We start from the raw sequence: 14,714 nt of genomic DNA on the forward strand, positions 1-14,714 counted from the left end.
TATTTTACCACAGGAATATGAAAATTGACAGGTCAGGGCCTTATTTTTAATCGCCCCTTGTTGAACAGGTCACTGGCCCCCTGATACCAAGTAATGGCCTCATTTTCCAGCTGCTCATCGACAGGTACCGGCTGATAGATGCTGTTTTGCCAATCGGTTATTGCATAAGTGACCGCCCGCCGGCCCGGTTCCAGGATCACCAGCTTATCATCGCGGATATACCCCATGCTCTGATAGGTGCTGATAAAGATGCGGTCAGCCTCTGGCGGCGTACGGAAGATATCCCGTCCCATAAAGCGGGAATCATAGGACAAGCCCAGCATTCCCATAAGGGTGGGCGCCAGATCCATCTGACTGATCAGCCGGTCGTTCTGTCCGGGGGCGATCAGGCCGGGTGCATAAATCATACAGGGAATGTGATAGCGGTTTACCGGCAATTCCGTCTTACCGGCAGCCCGGGCCTGATGGTCCGCTACAATGACGAAGACCGTATCCTTGAACCAGGGCTTCTCCTGCGCCCGGCGCAGGAAGTCGGCAATGGCCCAGTCGGTATAGCGCACAGCACCTTCCCGCTCTCCCTGCTTGGCCTCCACCCGGCCTTCCGGGAAGGTATAGGGGCTATGATTGCTGGTGGTCATCACCATTTCCATGGCCCGCTCACCTTTAGCTGCATGCTCATCCATGGACTTCAGCACCTGAGTGAAGAGCACCTCATCCGCTACGCCCCAGGCCGTTTCCTGAATGACCTCCTCGCTGGGAATCTCCACCCGGTCTTTGATCGTATAGCCATTGCTGCTGAAGAATTCATTCATATTGTCAAAATAGCCGTAACCGCCATAAATGAAGTCCGTCTGATAACCGTTCTGCCGCAGGACATCCCCTAATGTGGCCAGATTATCACAATTCTGCCGCCGCAGGATGGATTGTCCCGGCGTCGGCGGCACAGCCAGGGAAATGGCCTCCAAGCCGCGCACGGTCCTGGTGCCCGTGGCGTACATGCGGGTGAACATATAAGAATCCGCTGCCAGCTTGTCCAGCTCCGGTGTCCAGGATTCCTGCGCTCCCAAGGCTCCCACGTAATTGGCGCTGAGGCTTTCTACCGTAATCAGCACCACATTTGGCTTGCGCCCGGTCAGTTCATTGCGATTCTCCACCCGACGGCCAATGCCGCCATCTTCCCTGAAGCTGACATTATCTGCTGCCAACAGGCTTCGCAGATTATATAATACGGCATTTTCGTTGGCTTCCTTGTAAAACTGATGGTAATCCAATTCATTGCTGAAAAACGCATGGACAAAACCATAGGGGCCATTGCCTGCCAGCTCGATATTATACTGATTGGGACTGACTTTTTCCCGCCACTCATCCCGGCTGCTGGTGGCGATCAGCGATAACACGATAACGGTCAGGACAATCTCCAGGAAAATCCGCCCCTTCTGCTTGGGATTGAATGGCGGACAAAGGAAACGGCTCTGGCCGTAAGTCATGCCCCCCGCTGCCAGCAGCAAGGCGGGAATGATAGCCCACATGGGATAGGCTTCCATGATATTGCCAATCATTTCCGTGGTATAGATCAGATAATCCACTGCGATGAAATTGAAGTTCGTATGGAATTCCTGCCAAAAAAAGAACAACGCTGTCGTGGAAAAGGCCAGCAGGAAATTCAGCAGGAATGCTGCTGCCAGTACCAGGAGCTGTCCCCACTTTCGGTTCAGCCAGCTGGTGGGCAAAAGCAACAACAACAAAGCAATCGGCAGACAGAAAAAAACCGCCGCACAAGTATCATAAAACAGGCCAAACGCAAAGGTCCGCAAAACGTCCATTGCGCTCAAGGATACCGTCGACAGGGTGATCATAAACAACAACATGCGCAGGGCTGACTGCGTCCCTAAAAAAGTCACAAACAAACTGCCCAGATAGCGCATCCGATGAAACTTCATATTTCGGCCCCCAAAATCTCTAATTACTCACAAGTACCCTCCATTATACAAGAAAAGCCCAGCGGTGACAATCATTCGCTGCAAAAGAGGGAGCAACCCTTAGCGGTCGCTCCCCCTGCTGAAAAATCAGGCTTGCTTATTTTTTTGCTGCTCTTCGATGATCTTGACGGCTTCCCGTTCCGGCACTGCCTCATAGCGGGCAAATTCCAGGCTGTAGCTGCCGCGCCCCTGCGTCAGACTGCGCAGGTCCGTGGCGAAACGATAGAGCTCAGCTTCCGGAATCAAGGCGGAAATCTCACTCATATCCTTGCCCTTGCTGTCCACCCCCAGGATATGGGCGCGCTTGCTGTTTAGCTTGCCCATCACATCGCCCATGTAATACTCCGGCGTAACCACGCGGATGGTATCGATGGGTTCCAACAGGATGGGCGAAGCATCCATGACGCCCTTGCGGATGGCAATGCCTGCCGCCGTCTTGAAGGCCGCTTCGGAGGAATCCACCGAATGATAAGAACCATCATAGAGATTGACCTTGACATCCACTACGGGGAAACCGGCCATAACACCAGCGGCCAAAGCCTCTTCCGTGCCCTTTTCCACGGCGGGGATGTACTGACGGGGCACGCTGCCGCCGAAGATGGTCTCCGTGAAGACATTGCCCTCACCGGCAGGCTGCGGGCTGATCTCGAGCCAGACATCACCGAACTGGCCATGACCGCCGCTCTGCTTCTTATGCCGCCCCTGCACCTGCACGCTCTTGCGGATGGTTTCCCGATAGGCCACCTTGGGCTGGGACAAGACCATTTCCGCACCGAATTTCCGCTGCAGCTGCTCGGCCAGAATTTCCAGATGCACCTCACCCACACCTTTGACCAAAGTTTCCTTGGTCTCCTGGCGTTTTTTGACCACGATGGTGGGATCTTCGTCCTGCTGCTTGGCCAGGGCACCGAATACCTTGTCTTCCTCACCCTTTTTCTTGGAGGTCACGGCCATTTCCAGCATGGGTTCCGGATAGGTGATAGCCTCATACTGAATGGGATTGTTCTTGTCGCAGAGGGTATCGCCAGTGCGCACCTGCTGGAGCTTCGTGGTCACCACGATATCCCCGGCGGCCACCTGGGAGAGATTCTCCTGCCGCTTGCCCTGCATGGTAAAGAGGGTGCCGATGCGTTCCTCGTTGTTCTTGTTCACATGGAGATAGCTGGCGTCCCCCTTCATCTCCCCGGACAGAACACGGATGAAGCTCTGCCGGCCCACAAAGGGATCCACCGTGGTCTTGAAGACCTGCGCCGAGAAGGCATCTTCCGTATGGCGCTCCTTGATCTCGCCGCTGGCCGGATCGGTGCCGATGGACACCTTGAAATAGGGCGTCGGCATATATTCCACCAGATCATTCATGAGCTGGCGGATGCCGATATTCTGTTTGGCCGAAGCGCAGAATACCGGGAAAATCTTGCCGGCCTGAATGCCTTCGATCAGGGCAGCTGCCACTTCCAATTCGGTGATTTCCTCACCTTCGATGTATTTTTCCAGGAGTTCATTATTGAACTCGGCCACGGCCTCAATCAGCTTCTGGCGGGCAATCTCCACATCGCCCTTGATGTATTCCGGTACCTCGTCCTTCACCACTTCATTATCGTGGGTGACGATCTTCATATGCAGGGCCAGCAGATCCACCACACCCTGAAAAGCGGCTTCTTTGCCGATGGGAATCTGTACCGGCACGACGCCATCACCGAAACGCACTCGCAATTCCTCCACCACGCCGTCAAAATCGGCATGTTCCCGGTCCATCTTGTTGATCAGGAAGGCCCGGGGCAGCTCATTCTCCTCTGCACAGGTCCAGGCACTTTCCGTCCCCGACTTGATGCCGGAGGAGGCAGAGATTACGATGAGCGCGCTATCGGCCGCCACCATGGCACCCTTTACATCACCTACAAAATCGGGATAGCCCGGTGTGTCGATGAAGTTCAGCTTGAAGTCCCGCCATTCACAAGCCACGAGCTTGTCTCCAATGGTCATCTTGCGCTTGCTTTCCTCGGGATCATAATCCAAAGCACTGGTGCCGTCTTCCACGCTGCCCAGCCGCTTCACCACGCCTGTATTGAACAAGCAGGCGTCCAACAGACTAGTCTTGCCAGTTTTGCCATGTCCAGCTACTGCAATATTGCGGATATTGGTACTCTTGTAGTTCTTCATCGACAGTCCCTCCATTTCATATACTGTTTTCTATATTCTCTGAAAACATTGTAAATCCTGCAAGAAGATAAAAAAAGCCGCTCCCACTTTCGTGAGAGCGGCTTAGCCGTCAAATTAGTATTTAACGCTGGATTTGAATGCGAGGCTGTCGCTGGCAGCAATCTCAATGGTCTCACCCGTCTGCGGGTTACGGCCAGAGCGTGCATTGCGATGGGCCTTCTTGAAGGTACCAAAGCCGATCAGACGAATCTCTGCATCAGCCTTTACGCTTTCTTTTACCGTTTCGAGCAGTGCGTCAACAACGGCTTTCGTGTCTTTCTTGGATACACCGGCAGCTTCAGCAACTTTGTCAACTAAAGCAGTTTTGCTAATAACTTCTTTTGCCATAGTAGTAATCCCCTTTCTCGTTCTTACACGACGTATTATAGCGGATAAGCACGGGTTCGTCAACAATTTACGCAGATTATCTGCCTATTGCACCTCAGCCATACAGTTTCCGCTCAATGGCCTGAGCCGTTTTCGTTACCGCCAGACCGCCTTCACTGGTTTCCCGAAGACTCTTGGGCAGAGCCTTGCCGATGCGGTTCATGGCATCAATCACCTCATCCACAGGAATCACCGAAGCAATCCCTGACAATGTCATATCCGCAGCCAGCATAGCCTCAATAGCGGCAAAACCATTGCGCTTGACACAGGGCACTTCCACCAGCCCTGCCACCGGATCACAGACCAGCCCTAAAAGATTCTTGATGGCCAGGGCTACAGCGTTGCCCACCTGGGCCGGCGTGCCGCCCGCAAGTTCTACTAAGGCCCCGGCTGCCATGCCCGCTGCCGTGCCGCATTCGGCCTGACAGCCACCTTCAGCCCCCGCAATGGAAGCGTTCTGGTCGATGACCATGCCGATGCCCGCCGCCGTGAACAGCGCCCTGACCATCTGTTCATCGGTCAGCTGCCTTTCCTGCTGCGCCGCATAGAGGGCCGCCGGCACGATGCCGCAGGAACCGGCCGTAGGGCAGGCCACGATCCGCCCCATCACCGCATTGACCTCACTGATGCCCACAGCATAAGCCGCAGCCGCCAACACCTGCTCCCCCATATAGCCCTGCCGGCGATAGGCAAACAGCTTTTTGGCATCGCCGCCCGTAAGCCCGCTCAGGGATTTTTCCGTATTGCTGATACCGCGCTCGATGGAGGCCTTCATGGTCTCCCAGTTCAGCGCCATGCTCTTCATGATTTCCGCCCGCGGCAATTGACTGTCATGGCATTCCCGCCCGATGACGATCTCATGGATGGGCTGCTGCGCCGCCTCTGCCAAGGCCGCCAGTTCACCGATTGTATTGAAATTCCTCATGCTTTCTTTCTCTCCTCTGAAAGTCTCAAATCGCCGGAATGGCGAAGGCATACTGCACCGCAGCGGCCTGCCGGCACTCGGCGATCACGTCGGGTGCCGGCTGCTCGTCCAGCTCCATGATCATCATGGCTGTTTCCCCGCGGTTCTGCCGCGACACCCGCATGAAGGCAATATTCACTTCCGCATGGGCCAGAATCTGCGTGACCTTGGTGATCACGCCGGGACAATCGTGATGAATGGTGATCAGTGCCGGATACTGACCGGTCAATTCCACATTGTAGCCATCGATATTGCTGATGACGATATTGCCACCACCTACCGAAGCCCCTGTCACCCGGGCCATGCGCCCGGACTGACCGGTCAGGAAGATCACCGCCGTATTGGGATGGGCCTCCTCCAGATTCACCGTCTGAAAGCTGAATTCCAGCCCCTTGTCCCGGGCAATATGCAGGGCCTCACGGATGCGCTCATCCTCCGGGCCAAAGCCTAAGATCCCGCCAATCAAGGCCTTATCCGTGCCATGGCCGCGATAGGTGCGGGCAAAGGAACCATGCAGATTGATCTCTGCCTTCACCGGCTCCTCCCCCAGGATCTTCCGGGCCATCAGCCCCAGCCGCACCGCTCCCGCCGTATGGGAGCTGGAGGGCCCGATCATGATGGGGCCTACGATATCAAATACTCCGTGCATAATTATCCTCTCTTTGGTCAAAATAATCCCGCTGATCACGATCAGCGGGATTGGCTTCTATCCTGAATTATTTGATCAGCCCATGGTTGCGCAGAGCAGCCTCGAGCTTTTCCTCATGCTGGGGTTCCATTTCACTGAGGGGCATGCGCAGCGGGCCGGCATCATAGCCCAGCTTGCGCATGGCAACTTTGACCGGAATCGGATTGACTTCGCAGAAGAGCGCATCGATAAGATCTGCATACTCAATCTGCATCTGTTCTGCCTTCTTCGTATCCCCGTCAAAGAACGCCTGGCACATATCATGGGTTTCCTGGGGTGCCACGTTGGAGAGCACGGAAATAACGCCCTGACCGCCCAGGGACAGGATCGGCACGATCTGATCGTCATTGCCGGAATAGAGCACCAGGTCATCGCCGACAGCAGCCCGCAGGCGCAGGATCTTGGACAGGTCGCCGTTAGCTTCCTTCACGGCTACGATATTCGGATGCTTGGACAGGGCCACATAGGTTTCCGTCGCAATGGCCACACCTGTACGGGAAGGCACATCATAGAGGATGATGGGGATGTTCACCGCATCGGCAATGGCCGTATAATGGGCAATCAAGCCCTTCTGCGTGCATTTATTGTAGTAGGGAGTCACCACCAGCAGGGCATCCGCGCCCACGCTTTCCGCATATTTGGAAAGATCCACTGCATAGCTGGTCTCATTGGAGCCCGTACCGGCAATCACCGGAATCCGGCCCTTGACATGCTCCACAGCAAATTTGATGGCTGCCCGATGCTCCGCATCGCTCATGGTGGCGGATTCACCCGTCGTGCCCGTGATGATGATGGCATCGGTATGATTCTTTATCTGATCATCAATGATGCGGCCCAATTCCGCAAAATTTATCCCGTCTTCCGTATACGGAGTGATAATGGCTACACCTGCGCCACGAAAAATCGGTTTTTTCATGAAAAGCCCTCCCAGCAAACTACGATATTTGCGATTTATTTCAACTAGATTTTATTATCCCATGGACGACGGGCAAAGTCAACGCCTTAGCCGCCAATCTGCACAGATTGCGTCAAAAAACACATTTCCTGCTCAGTCGGCCGCAACAGCAGCCATGGCCTCACGGACAATCTCCTCCGGCACATCGTTGCGGCAGATCACTTCGCCGATGGACTTCATAAGCACCCAGGTGACCTTCCCGCCCACGGTCTTCTTGTCATGGAAGATGTCACCATACATATTGTCCACCAGCACGCCGGCAGCCTGCAAGGGCAGCTTATAAGCCGCCACCAGGGCCTGCACCCGGCTGACGTCCTGCTTTTCAATCAGCCCCAGCTTTTCGCTGATATGGGCAGCGCCCACCATGCCGGTGGCCACAGCTTCGCCATGGTTATAGCGCACATAGCCGGTTTCCTTTTCAATGGCATGGCCAATGGTATGGCCAAAATTCAGGATGCGGCGCAAACCCGCTTCCTTTTCATCCTGACTGACCACAGCGGCTTTGATCTCACAGGAACGGGCAATCATATGCACCAGGGCTTCCGGCTCCAAGGCCAATACTGCCGCCTGGTTTTCCTCCAGGAAGCGGAAGAATGCTTCATCATAGATGATGCCGTATTTGATGATCTCCCCAAGCCCCGTGTAGATTTCCCGCCTGGGCAGGGTGCTCATATAATTGAGCTCCATAAAGACGGCCTGGGGCTGATAGAAGGCGCCGATAAGATTCTTGCCCAGCTCATGGTTGACGGCCACCTTGCCGCCCACGCTGGAATCCACCTGAGCCAGCAGGCTCGTGGGCAGCTGCACGAAGGGCACGCCCCGCATATAGGAAGCCGCCACGAAGCCGGCCAGATCACCGACCACGCCGCCTCCTAAAGCGAATATCGGGGATTTGCGGTCAAGGCCTGCCTCAATCGCCCGCGTAAATACTTCATTGGCCACCGCCAGCGATTTGGATTTTTCCCCGGCAGGGATCTGAACGATATCCACCTCCAGCCCCCCCTGGGCCAAAATAGCCTGCACCTTGGCAGCATACAGGGGCCCTACATTGGTATCCGTCACCAGCAGGGCCTTTTGTGAGAAGCCCGCCTGCCGGACAAAATCCACGACTTCCTTTTCGATATCATAGCCAATCACAATATCGTAGCTTTTTTCGCCTAAATCCACCCGTACCTTACGCATGGAGTGCCCCCCTTGTTTTCAACGTCTTGACGATGATCTCCACCACCTGCAGCGGCGACAATTCACTGGTGTCCACGGCAAAATCCGCCTGAGCATACAGGCTTTCCCGCTCAGCCAGCAGTTTGGTCACAGCCTGCCGCCGGTCGCCATTATCTTCCTTGTCCAAGACCGGACGGGTGCCCCGGCAGCGCGTGCGCTCCAGCACCGTATCCACATCCGCCTGCAGGCAGACGACAGTCCCCCCCTGCTTCAGGGCCGCCATATTCGCCGGATCCTTCACGACGCCGCCGCCTGTGGAAATCACGGCGTTGCGGCGGCTGCCCAACCGCACAGCCAAGTCATGCTCCAGCTGGCGGAAATGGTCTTCGCCAAATTTGGCAAAGATTTCCGGAATGGTCATGCCCGCTTCTTCTTCAATCTTGACATCCATATCGATAAAGGCACAGCCCAGCTTCTGGGCCAGCATCTTGCCCGTGCTGGTCTTGCCCGTGCCCATAAAGCCAATCAGGATCACATTACGCATGGAGCCACCAGTCCTTTGCCAGACGTTCCTTGTAAGCCTGCATGGCCGCCTTGACATCAGCCAGCGCGTCACTGCCGAATTTCTCACAGATGGCCTGGGCAATGACAAAAGCCACCATGGCTTCCCCCACCACCGAAGCTGCCGATACCGCACAGGTGTCGCTGCGCTCCTTGCAGGCCAGCACGGCTTCCCGGCTCTTGATATCGATGGATTTCAGCGGCGTCATCAGCGTCGGAATCGGCTTCATGGCCGCCCGCAGGACAACTTCCTCGCCATTGGTCATGCCGCCCTCCAGACCGCCGGCACGGTTGGTCCTGCGATAGACCTTGCCCGCCTCATCCACAAAGATCTCATCATGGATCTCACTGCCCGGCAGACGGCCGCAGTCAAAGCCGGCACCGATCTCCACACCCTTGATGGCCTGAATGGACATCATGGCTGCGGAAAGCCGCGCGTCGAGACGTCTGTCCCACTGGATATGGCTGCCCAATCCCATGGGCAGACCCTTGACGATGACCTCAAAGATGCCGCCCAGGGTATCCCCGGCAGCCTTGGCCTCGTCGATACGCTGTTTCATCTGCTGTTCTGCATCCGCATCGTAACAATTGAGCTCTGAACCAATATCTTCACCGATCTTTGACCGGTCAATCTTTGACATGTCAACATCGATGCCGCCCAGCGTGGTCACATGGGAAACAACCTCTATGCCCAATTCCCGCAGGAACGCCTTGCAGACAGCGCCCACTGCCACCCGCATGGTGGTCTCCCGGGCACTGGAGCGTTCCAGTATATCCCGCACATCCTGACGGTCATATTTCATCACGCCGGTCAGATCCGCATGGCCGGGGCGGGCAGCCGTGACGCTTGCGCCCTCAGGCTCACCGAAGGCCGCCATGCGCCCATTCCAGTTGGCAAAGTCCTTGTTGATGACCTGCAGGGTTATGGGCCCCCCCAGGGTTTCATTGAAACGTACACCTGAGAGCACTTCCACCTTGTCCGTCTCTATCTTCATGCGTCCGCCGCGGCCATAGCCCTGCTGGCGGCGGGCCAGGTCCCTGTCAATATCTTCCCTTTCCAGCCGCAGGCCTGCCGGCAGTCCTTCCAAAATAGCCGTCAGCCGCGGGCCATGGGATTCCCCGGCCGTCATAAAACGCAATTCACTCATAAGCACACCTCAATTTGTAGCAAATTTAAACAGTTATTACTAGTTTAGTGTATCGTTGTGTATAAATCAAGGCATCTTTGTTGTATTTTCATCTATTTTTGTCTACTTGTCAGATACAGCATAAATATTCACCACTAAATCCGTGACCAAATCCTGTCCCTCCGTCCTGACAGTCACGTTATGCACCTGTACCAGACGTTCGCCATTTTGCAGGCCCTGCATAAACTTTAACAAAGAAAAATACCCGCCCTGCAGGCACAAACGCAGGGATAGACACGCTATATCCATATCATCATTGCCTTTCTGCGGACGTATCAATTGCAGCTGCAGCCGGCTCTGCTGCGCCAGACGCTCAATCTCCACTATAAATCTGCTCATATCCATCTTATCAGGTATAGCCAGCATAGCCCGTTGCTGCCGTTTGTCCAATTCTGCCTGATACTCTTTGCGATTCAAATGGGCATTTTGAAAATTGCCTATGACCACAACTTCCCCAGCAGCGGCTGACGCCTCGTTGCGGTACTCTTGAGCAGCCTGTTTCAGCGGCATATGCACCAGCAGAAAGAAAAGGCTCAATAGCCCCGTCGTTCCCAACACTAACAGCCACAGCAGCGTCCCCCCCTCCCTGCCATGCCTATATTTTTTTAGTCTTGCCAGCAGTTTTTCCATCATCCCTGTTGTTCTCCCAATTTATCGTCAACGAAAATTTCACCATCCCTGCAGGCTCCTGTGATTTTCCAGACATTCCGGAATCATGCAATTCTGCCCCGTTGGGAAAAAAATCCTTATCCTGCTCCAGACTATCCACCAAGTCCGCCAATGCATCATAATTTACCGCCTGTCCTTCCAGCTTCAGACTGCAGTTTTCCTCGTCCGTCACCATATTGGTCATGAAAACGCCCTCCCTGGTATCCGCTCCCAGATGCACCAGTACACTGTACCACTGAGGCCCCTTCCCCTGCAGTGACTGCATCAGCTGCTCCCGTCTTTCAATATCCCTGCAACGGGCCTCCACCGCCAGCATTTCCTGCTTTTCCGCTGCCAAACTGGCCAGTTCTGCCCCTTGCGCCTCTGCTGCCCGTCTGGCCTGCGCATAGCCATAAAAATCTATTCCTGCCCACAGCACCAGAAACAGGGCCATAATGCCCAGCCAACAGGCCGCCACCCTCATCCAGGACAGCTGCACAGCCGGTCGACTGCAAAAGCCATGCTTTTCTCCAGTCTGAGAAAGATACCGTTCCATGCCACTCCGGGCATCATTTTCCTCTCCACCAGCAATGGCATCTGCCATATTCAGCCCCACTGCCGAAAAAGCACTCTGCACCTCCTGCAGGTAAGACCGGCGTACGCCCCAAATGGTACATTGATTTCCTGCTGTCTGCCCCAGCGGTTCACACAGGCAGACAAAGGCCTCTGCGCTCAACCCCCTGGTCGCCAGCTTATCATCCATTTCCCAATAAGCGGCCTCCGTCTGCTGGGATGCTGTCAGATGGGGTGGCAAGCTGATAGCATAACCAATCACTTCCTGTTCCGGCACCACATAGACCAAATCTGCATCCTGCCAGCCCTTTTTGGCCAATTCCAAAGCCGCCTGCCCAGCCACCTTTTCCAAGGACATCAGCTCATCCATATTATACTCACCACTATCGGTTCCAAAGGGATTTTCCAGGGGCACATCACTAGCTTCTTTCAGCTGCCAGTCATCGCCAGACCTCCGATAATACAACAGACCCCATCTTTCTCCATTCTTTTCCGGAACCAAAGCGACACACGTCTGCTTCTGTGGGAAAAAAAATTCTTTAATCCGTCCAGCCCATCCACTTATAATCTGTTTTTCCTTTTTCATCTATGATCTTTTTTACCTCTGTTTTAAGCTTGACATGAGGTTCAAGCAACTTTTCCAAAGCACTTTCCCGCCTGAAAGCCGTTACTACCAGATAAAGTTTTCCCTTACTGACCACAGCATAAGTATAGGTGGCAATATCTCCTGCTTTCCCCTGTTCCAAAGAAATTTTGCCTCCCTCCTGCAAGGCATCCAGCTGGGTTTCATAGGAAGTCAATCTCATCCACAGGTTTTCCGTCGCCCCTTCGGCTGCCAAACGCAATTGCATTTCCAGGCGATACTGCTCTATATTCTCCGCTTCCTGGCGAGCGAGACGAAACAGGCCCCGCCCCAAAAACAACATAATGAACAGCAAGAAAAGCAAAACAACGGACACCATGCCCTGCTGGCTCCTATTCTTCCGATATGCAAACAGCGCTGCACAGACTGTATTCATGATTAGTCACCCCACTTCGGCCCGCCAGTTGCACACGGTAAACGCCTGTCCATTGCGCATCTTCATCAATGGTAAAAGAGGTGATCTCCACTGGCGCCAGCTCGTGATTTCCCGTCAAAGGGGCATCATCACTACAAATCAGTTTCATCACCCCATCCACCTTGCGCATCTCATATGTAGTTTTAATCACATCCTCTGTAGGTTTAAACTCCTCCTTTTTAGGTTCCAGCGGATTATTCTTTTTATAGAAAACATAGCTCCCGCATTTGGTCCATTTCTCTATTTTCTTCGCTCTCAGGGATTCTTCCATTATTTCCTGAAAGGCTATCTGCACTTCCTGTTCCAGTTCTCCATCTGCCACCTGCCAAAAATACATTTTAATTCCCCAAATGAATATCGTTATAGCTGTCATAAACAGCATGGCAATGACAGCTATGGAGACAGCTGTTTCATAAAGGATTATCCCCTTTTGATTGGCTATGTGGCGCCAGCCAACGCACAAACACCAATTTCTCCTCATGACCACGCACCTCCCAGGAAATTTCCACCTGCAACTGCCAGCCCCCAGCCTCTTGCTGACAATAACTTCGCAGTTGATAGCTACAACCATTCTGTCCCAAATCCGCTTCTTTTCCCTGATATGGCAGTTCTGACGGCAACACACCCTCCTTATTCAGCCTGCCCTGTGCATAAGAAATCTGTGCCCGGCCCAAATAAAGGGCCGTTGCCTGTTGAGCCGCTATATTTTTCAATTCTGCCGCCTTGACATACAATGCAGCCGAACCAGCCATTATCAGTAAAAGCAGCCCGGCTAGCAATGCTTCCCACAGGAAAAAACCTGCTTCACTTTTTCTTCTCAACTGCCACCACGCTCCATGCGGATTCGTCCGCCTTTGCTGATGATAATCCGGCGCCCTTCCCGGGGATAACCCTTAAAATACACCAACAAGGTCATCAGTCCCATATCCGTTTCCAAATGCGTCCAACCATTGACTTCAAAGGAAATCTGCGTGTTATTATGTTCATGGGGAAAATCGCCCTGCTTATTGATTTTCTCAATCTGCACCCCAGGATAATAGACATGATAATGCATAATATAACGGTTGCCCCCCGTCAATCTGCTGCCATCCTGCAACAGATCCAGCCGGGCGAATTTTTCTTCCGGCTTTTGCGCACCATATTTCCACCCCCTATCCCTTACCAGCCGATTAAGAGCCTGACAATGACGGATATCTGCCAATAGCTCTTCCGCTTCATACTCCACCACCATCTGCCGATAGATCTTAAAGCCACGCGGGATTGCCTGGGCAGAAAAAAGCAGGATTACCATTGCGACCAGCATCATTTCCCAGAGCATGAAACCAGCTTCCCTTCTCCTTATGGACAACATAACCAGGCCTCCACCAGATCCTGACAATGAGTGCCGAAAGCAAAGGCCGCAATCGCCCCCATGACGAGAAAGGGGCCAAAGGGCACGACCAGATTTTTCACCGACCTCATTTTCAGCCAAATGCCGAGACCATATAAACTCCCAGCTATAAAGGCAATATACAAGCAGACCAGCATGCCTGCCAGTCCCAGCCACCCCCCCAGAGCCGCTGCCAGTTTTACATCTCCCCAGCCCATGCCCCGGGGATAAAGCAGGCGCAAACCTCCAAGAAAACCACCGCCCAGGGCAGCTCCCAGACAGGCCTCCTCACAGCTCATCCTGCCCAGCAGCAATGGCAATAAGCCCAACAATAACAGCGCCAGCACCAGCCTATCAAATATCAGCAGATAGCGGCAATCCAGCAGTGCTATCAATACCAGCAAGGCCGAAAACAAAAGCCCCAAGAACATTCCTTCTATCTCAAATTTCCAGAACATCGCGGAAATAATCAGCATTATCAACAGCCATTGACACAATATTTGCCGACATAGCTGCCAGGAAAAGGTCTCTGGCAGCAGCTGCTCAGTTCCCTGATTCACTTTTGACTCCACCATGACCAAAAGCTCCCGCTGTATATCCCTCACATGTAGCCCGCGTATTATCTATGGATGTGCCATCAACCTTCACCGTCTCAATCTCATATTTGCCGGATTTCATTTCCACTATACTTCCGTCAGAAAGCTTGCATTTCCCATGGGGCGGTTTCAATTGGCCAACATCGCTGATATACTCCTTCAGATCCGACACATCCTTCGGATCCTTGCCATTTTCCAGCTGATAAACAGCTATCGCTGCATCTAAAGTTGCTAAATCACTTTGCACTTTTGTCGTATTGGCCGAAACCATCGTTGCCGTAAATCTCGGTACGGCCATAGAAGCCATTATCCCAACAATGGCCACTGCCACCAAAATTCCCAGCAGAGAAAAGCCGCTTTGTCCACAATTTCGCATAACAATCCCTCCA

Annotated in this window: 17 protein-coding genes; all 17 read right to left on the bottom strand. The window is 53.7% G+C overall.

The genetic code is table 11. From position 1 onward, the window contains the following. Positions 1–32 precede the first annotated feature (32 nt). Complete coding sequence (locus tag SELR_RS10240) at positions 33–1,940, bottom strand: LTA synthase family protein (protein ID WP_014425158.1); 1,908 nt, start codon at positions 1,938–1,940, stop codon at positions 33–35. 126 nt (positions 1,941–2,066) lie between these two features. Further along, positions 2,067–4,139, bottom strand: a complete 2,073-nt coding sequence (fusA, locus tag SELR_RS10245; RefSeq protein WP_014425159.1) for an elongation factor G — start codon at positions 4,137–4,139, stop codon at positions 2,067–2,069. 114 nt (positions 4,140–4,253) lie between these two features. Next, the gene (locus SELR_RS10250; RefSeq protein ID WP_014425160.1) at positions 4,254–4,526 is read right to left on the bottom strand and encodes an HU family DNA-binding protein; all 273 of its coding nucleotides are present in this window, start codon (positions 4,524–4,526) and stop codon (positions 4,254–4,256) included. Between the two features lie 94 nt (positions 4,527–4,620). Then, positions 4,621–5,490, bottom strand: coding sequence for an L-serine ammonia-lyase, iron-sulfur-dependent, subunit alpha (sdaAA, locus tag SELR_RS10255; protein WP_014425161.1), 870 nt, complete (start codon positions 5,488–5,490; stop codon positions 4,621–4,623). A gap of 25 nt (positions 5,491–5,515) precedes the next feature. Continuing rightward, positions 5,516–6,178: an L-serine ammonia-lyase, iron-sulfur-dependent subunit beta gene (gene sdaAB / locus SELR_RS10260; protein ID WP_014425162.1), complete on the bottom strand. Its 663-nt coding sequence runs from the start codon at positions 6,176–6,178 to the stop codon at positions 5,516–5,518. A 67-nt stretch (positions 6,179–6,245) separates the two neighbouring features. Next, complete coding sequence (gene dapA / locus SELR_RS10265) at positions 6,246–7,133, bottom strand: 4-hydroxy-tetrahydrodipicolinate synthase (RefSeq protein WP_014425163.1); 888 nt, start codon at positions 7,131–7,133, stop codon at positions 6,246–6,248. A 132-nt stretch (positions 7,134–7,265) separates the two neighbouring features. Continuing rightward, complete coding sequence (aroB, locus tag SELR_RS10270) at positions 7,266–8,354, bottom strand: 3-dehydroquinate synthase (protein WP_014425164.1); 1,089 nt, start codon at positions 8,352–8,354, stop codon at positions 7,266–7,268. After that, positions 8,347–8,877, bottom strand: a complete 531-nt coding sequence (locus SELR_RS10275) for a shikimate kinase (RefSeq protein WP_014425165.1) — start codon at positions 8,875–8,877, stop codon at positions 8,347–8,349. The genes aroB and SELR_RS10275 overlap by 8 nt, the downstream gene beginning before the upstream one ends. Further along, on the bottom strand, positions 8,870–10,042 hold the full coding sequence (gene aroC, locus SELR_RS10280) for a chorismate synthase (protein WP_014425166.1): 1,173 nt from the start codon (positions 10,040–10,042) through the stop codon (positions 8,870–8,872). Before aroC ends, SELR_RS10275 begins: the two co-directional genes overlap by 8 nt. 102 nt (positions 10,043–10,144) lie before the next feature. After that, complete coding sequence (locus tag SELR_RS10285) at positions 10,145–10,714, bottom strand: type IV pilus inner membrane component PilO (protein WP_014425167.1); 570 nt, start codon at positions 10,712–10,714, stop codon at positions 10,145–10,147. Beyond that, positions 10,677–11,768 (bottom strand): PilN domain-containing protein, encoded by a 1,092-nt coding sequence (locus tag SELR_RS10290; protein WP_014425168.1) that lies wholly within the window; start codon positions 11,766–11,768, stop codon positions 10,677–10,679. Before SELR_RS10290 ends, SELR_RS10285 begins: the two co-directional genes overlap by 38 nt. Positions 11,769–11,841: 73 nt before the next feature. Beyond that, positions 11,842–12,321 carry a hypothetical protein gene (locus SELR_RS10295; protein ID WP_158645805.1) on the bottom strand — a complete coding sequence of 160 codons (480 nt, stop codon included), beginning with the start codon at positions 12,319–12,321 and terminating at the stop codon, positions 11,842–11,844. Beyond that, positions 12,278–12,841: a hypothetical protein gene (locus tag SELR_RS10300; RefSeq protein WP_158645806.1), complete on the bottom strand. Its 564-nt coding sequence runs from the start codon at positions 12,839–12,841 to the stop codon at positions 12,278–12,280. Before SELR_RS10300 ends, SELR_RS10295 begins: the two co-directional genes overlap by 44 nt. Next, positions 12,771–13,181 carry a hypothetical protein gene (locus SELR_RS10305; RefSeq protein WP_014425171.1) on the bottom strand — a complete coding sequence of 137 codons (411 nt, stop codon included), beginning with the start codon at positions 13,179–13,181 and terminating at the stop codon, positions 12,771–12,773. The genes SELR_RS10300 and SELR_RS10305 overlap by 71 nt, the downstream gene beginning before the upstream one ends. Then, the gene (locus SELR_RS10310) at positions 13,178–13,711 is read right to left on the bottom strand and encodes a pilus assembly FimT family protein (RefSeq protein ID WP_014425172.1); all 534 of its coding nucleotides are present in this window, start codon (positions 13,709–13,711) and stop codon (positions 13,178–13,180) included. The genes SELR_RS10305 and SELR_RS10310 overlap by 4 nt, the downstream gene beginning before the upstream one ends. Beyond that, on the bottom strand, positions 13,699–14,304 hold the full coding sequence (locus SELR_RS10315) for a prepilin peptidase (protein WP_080585459.1): 606 nt from the start codon (positions 14,302–14,304) through the stop codon (positions 13,699–13,701). The genes SELR_RS10310 and SELR_RS10315 overlap by 13 nt, the downstream gene beginning before the upstream one ends. Then, the gene (locus SELR_RS10320; protein ID WP_014425174.1) at positions 14,273–14,701 is read right to left on the bottom strand and encodes a type II secretion system protein; all 429 of its coding nucleotides are present in this window, start codon (positions 14,699–14,701) and stop codon (positions 14,273–14,275) included. Before SELR_RS10320 ends, SELR_RS10315 begins: the two co-directional genes overlap by 32 nt. Between the last annotated feature and the right edge of the window lie 13 nt (positions 14,702–14,714).

It is taken from the genome of Selenomonas ruminantium subsp. lactilytica TAM6421 (genome assembly GCF_000284095.1).
GTDB classification, from domain to species: domain Bacteria; phylum Bacillota; class Negativicutes; order Selenomonadales; family Selenomonadaceae; genus Selenomonas_A; species Selenomonas_A lactilytica.

Coding starts and splice junctions, on each gene's coding strand:
- aroC (WP_014425166.1), bottom strand. CDS start 10,042: ATGAGTGAATTGCGTTTTATGACGGCCGGGGAATCCCATGGCCCGCGG.
- SELR_RS10295 (WP_158645805.1), bottom strand. CDS start 12,321: ATGAATACAGTCTGTGCAGCGCTGTTTGCATATCGGAAGAATAGGAGC.
- sdaAA (WP_014425161.1), bottom strand. CDS start 5,490: ATGAGGAATTTCAATACAATCGGTGAACTGGCGGCCTTGGCAGAGGCG.
- SELR_RS10315 (WP_080585459.1), bottom strand. CDS start 14,304: ATGGTGGAGTCAAAAGTGAATCAGGGAACTGAGCAGCTGCTGCCAGAG.
- fusA (WP_014425159.1), bottom strand. CDS start 4,139: ATGAAGAACTACAAGAGTACCAATATCCGCAATATTGCAGTAGCTGGA.
- SELR_RS10240 (WP_014425158.1), bottom strand. CDS start 1,940: ATGAAGTTTCATCGGATGCGCTATCTGGGCAGTTTGTTTGTGACTTTT.
- SELR_RS10275 (WP_014425165.1), bottom strand. CDS start 8,877: ATGCGTAATGTGATCCTGATTGGCTTTATGGGCACGGGCAAGACCAGC.
- SELR_RS10310 (WP_014425172.1), bottom strand. CDS start 13,711: ATGTTGTCCATAAGGAGAAGGGAAGCTGGTTTCATGCTCTGGGAAATG.
- dapA (WP_014425163.1), bottom strand. CDS start 7,133: ATGAAAAAACCGATTTTTCGTGGCGCAGGTGTAGCCATTATCACTCCG.
- SELR_RS10300 (WP_158645806.1), bottom strand. CDS start 12,841: ATGAGGAGAAATTGGTGTTTGTGCGTTGGCTGGCGCCACATAGCCAAT.
- aroB (WP_014425164.1), bottom strand. CDS start 8,354: ATGCGTAAGGTACGGGTGGATTTAGGCGAAAAAAGCTACGATATTGTG.
- sdaAB (WP_014425162.1), bottom strand. CDS start 6,178: ATGCACGGAGTATTTGATATCGTAGGCCCCATCATGATCGGGCCCTCC.
- SELR_RS10320 (WP_014425174.1), bottom strand. CDS start 14,701: ATGCGAAATTGTGGACAAAGCGGCTTTTCTCTGCTGGGAATTTTGGTG.
- SELR_RS10250 (WP_014425160.1), bottom strand. CDS start 4,526: ATGGCAAAAGAAGTTATTAGCAAAACTGCTTTAGTTGACAAAGTTGCT.
- SELR_RS10285 (WP_014425167.1), bottom strand. CDS start 10,714: ATGATGGAAAAACTGCTGGCAAGACTAAAAAAATATAGGCATGGCAGG.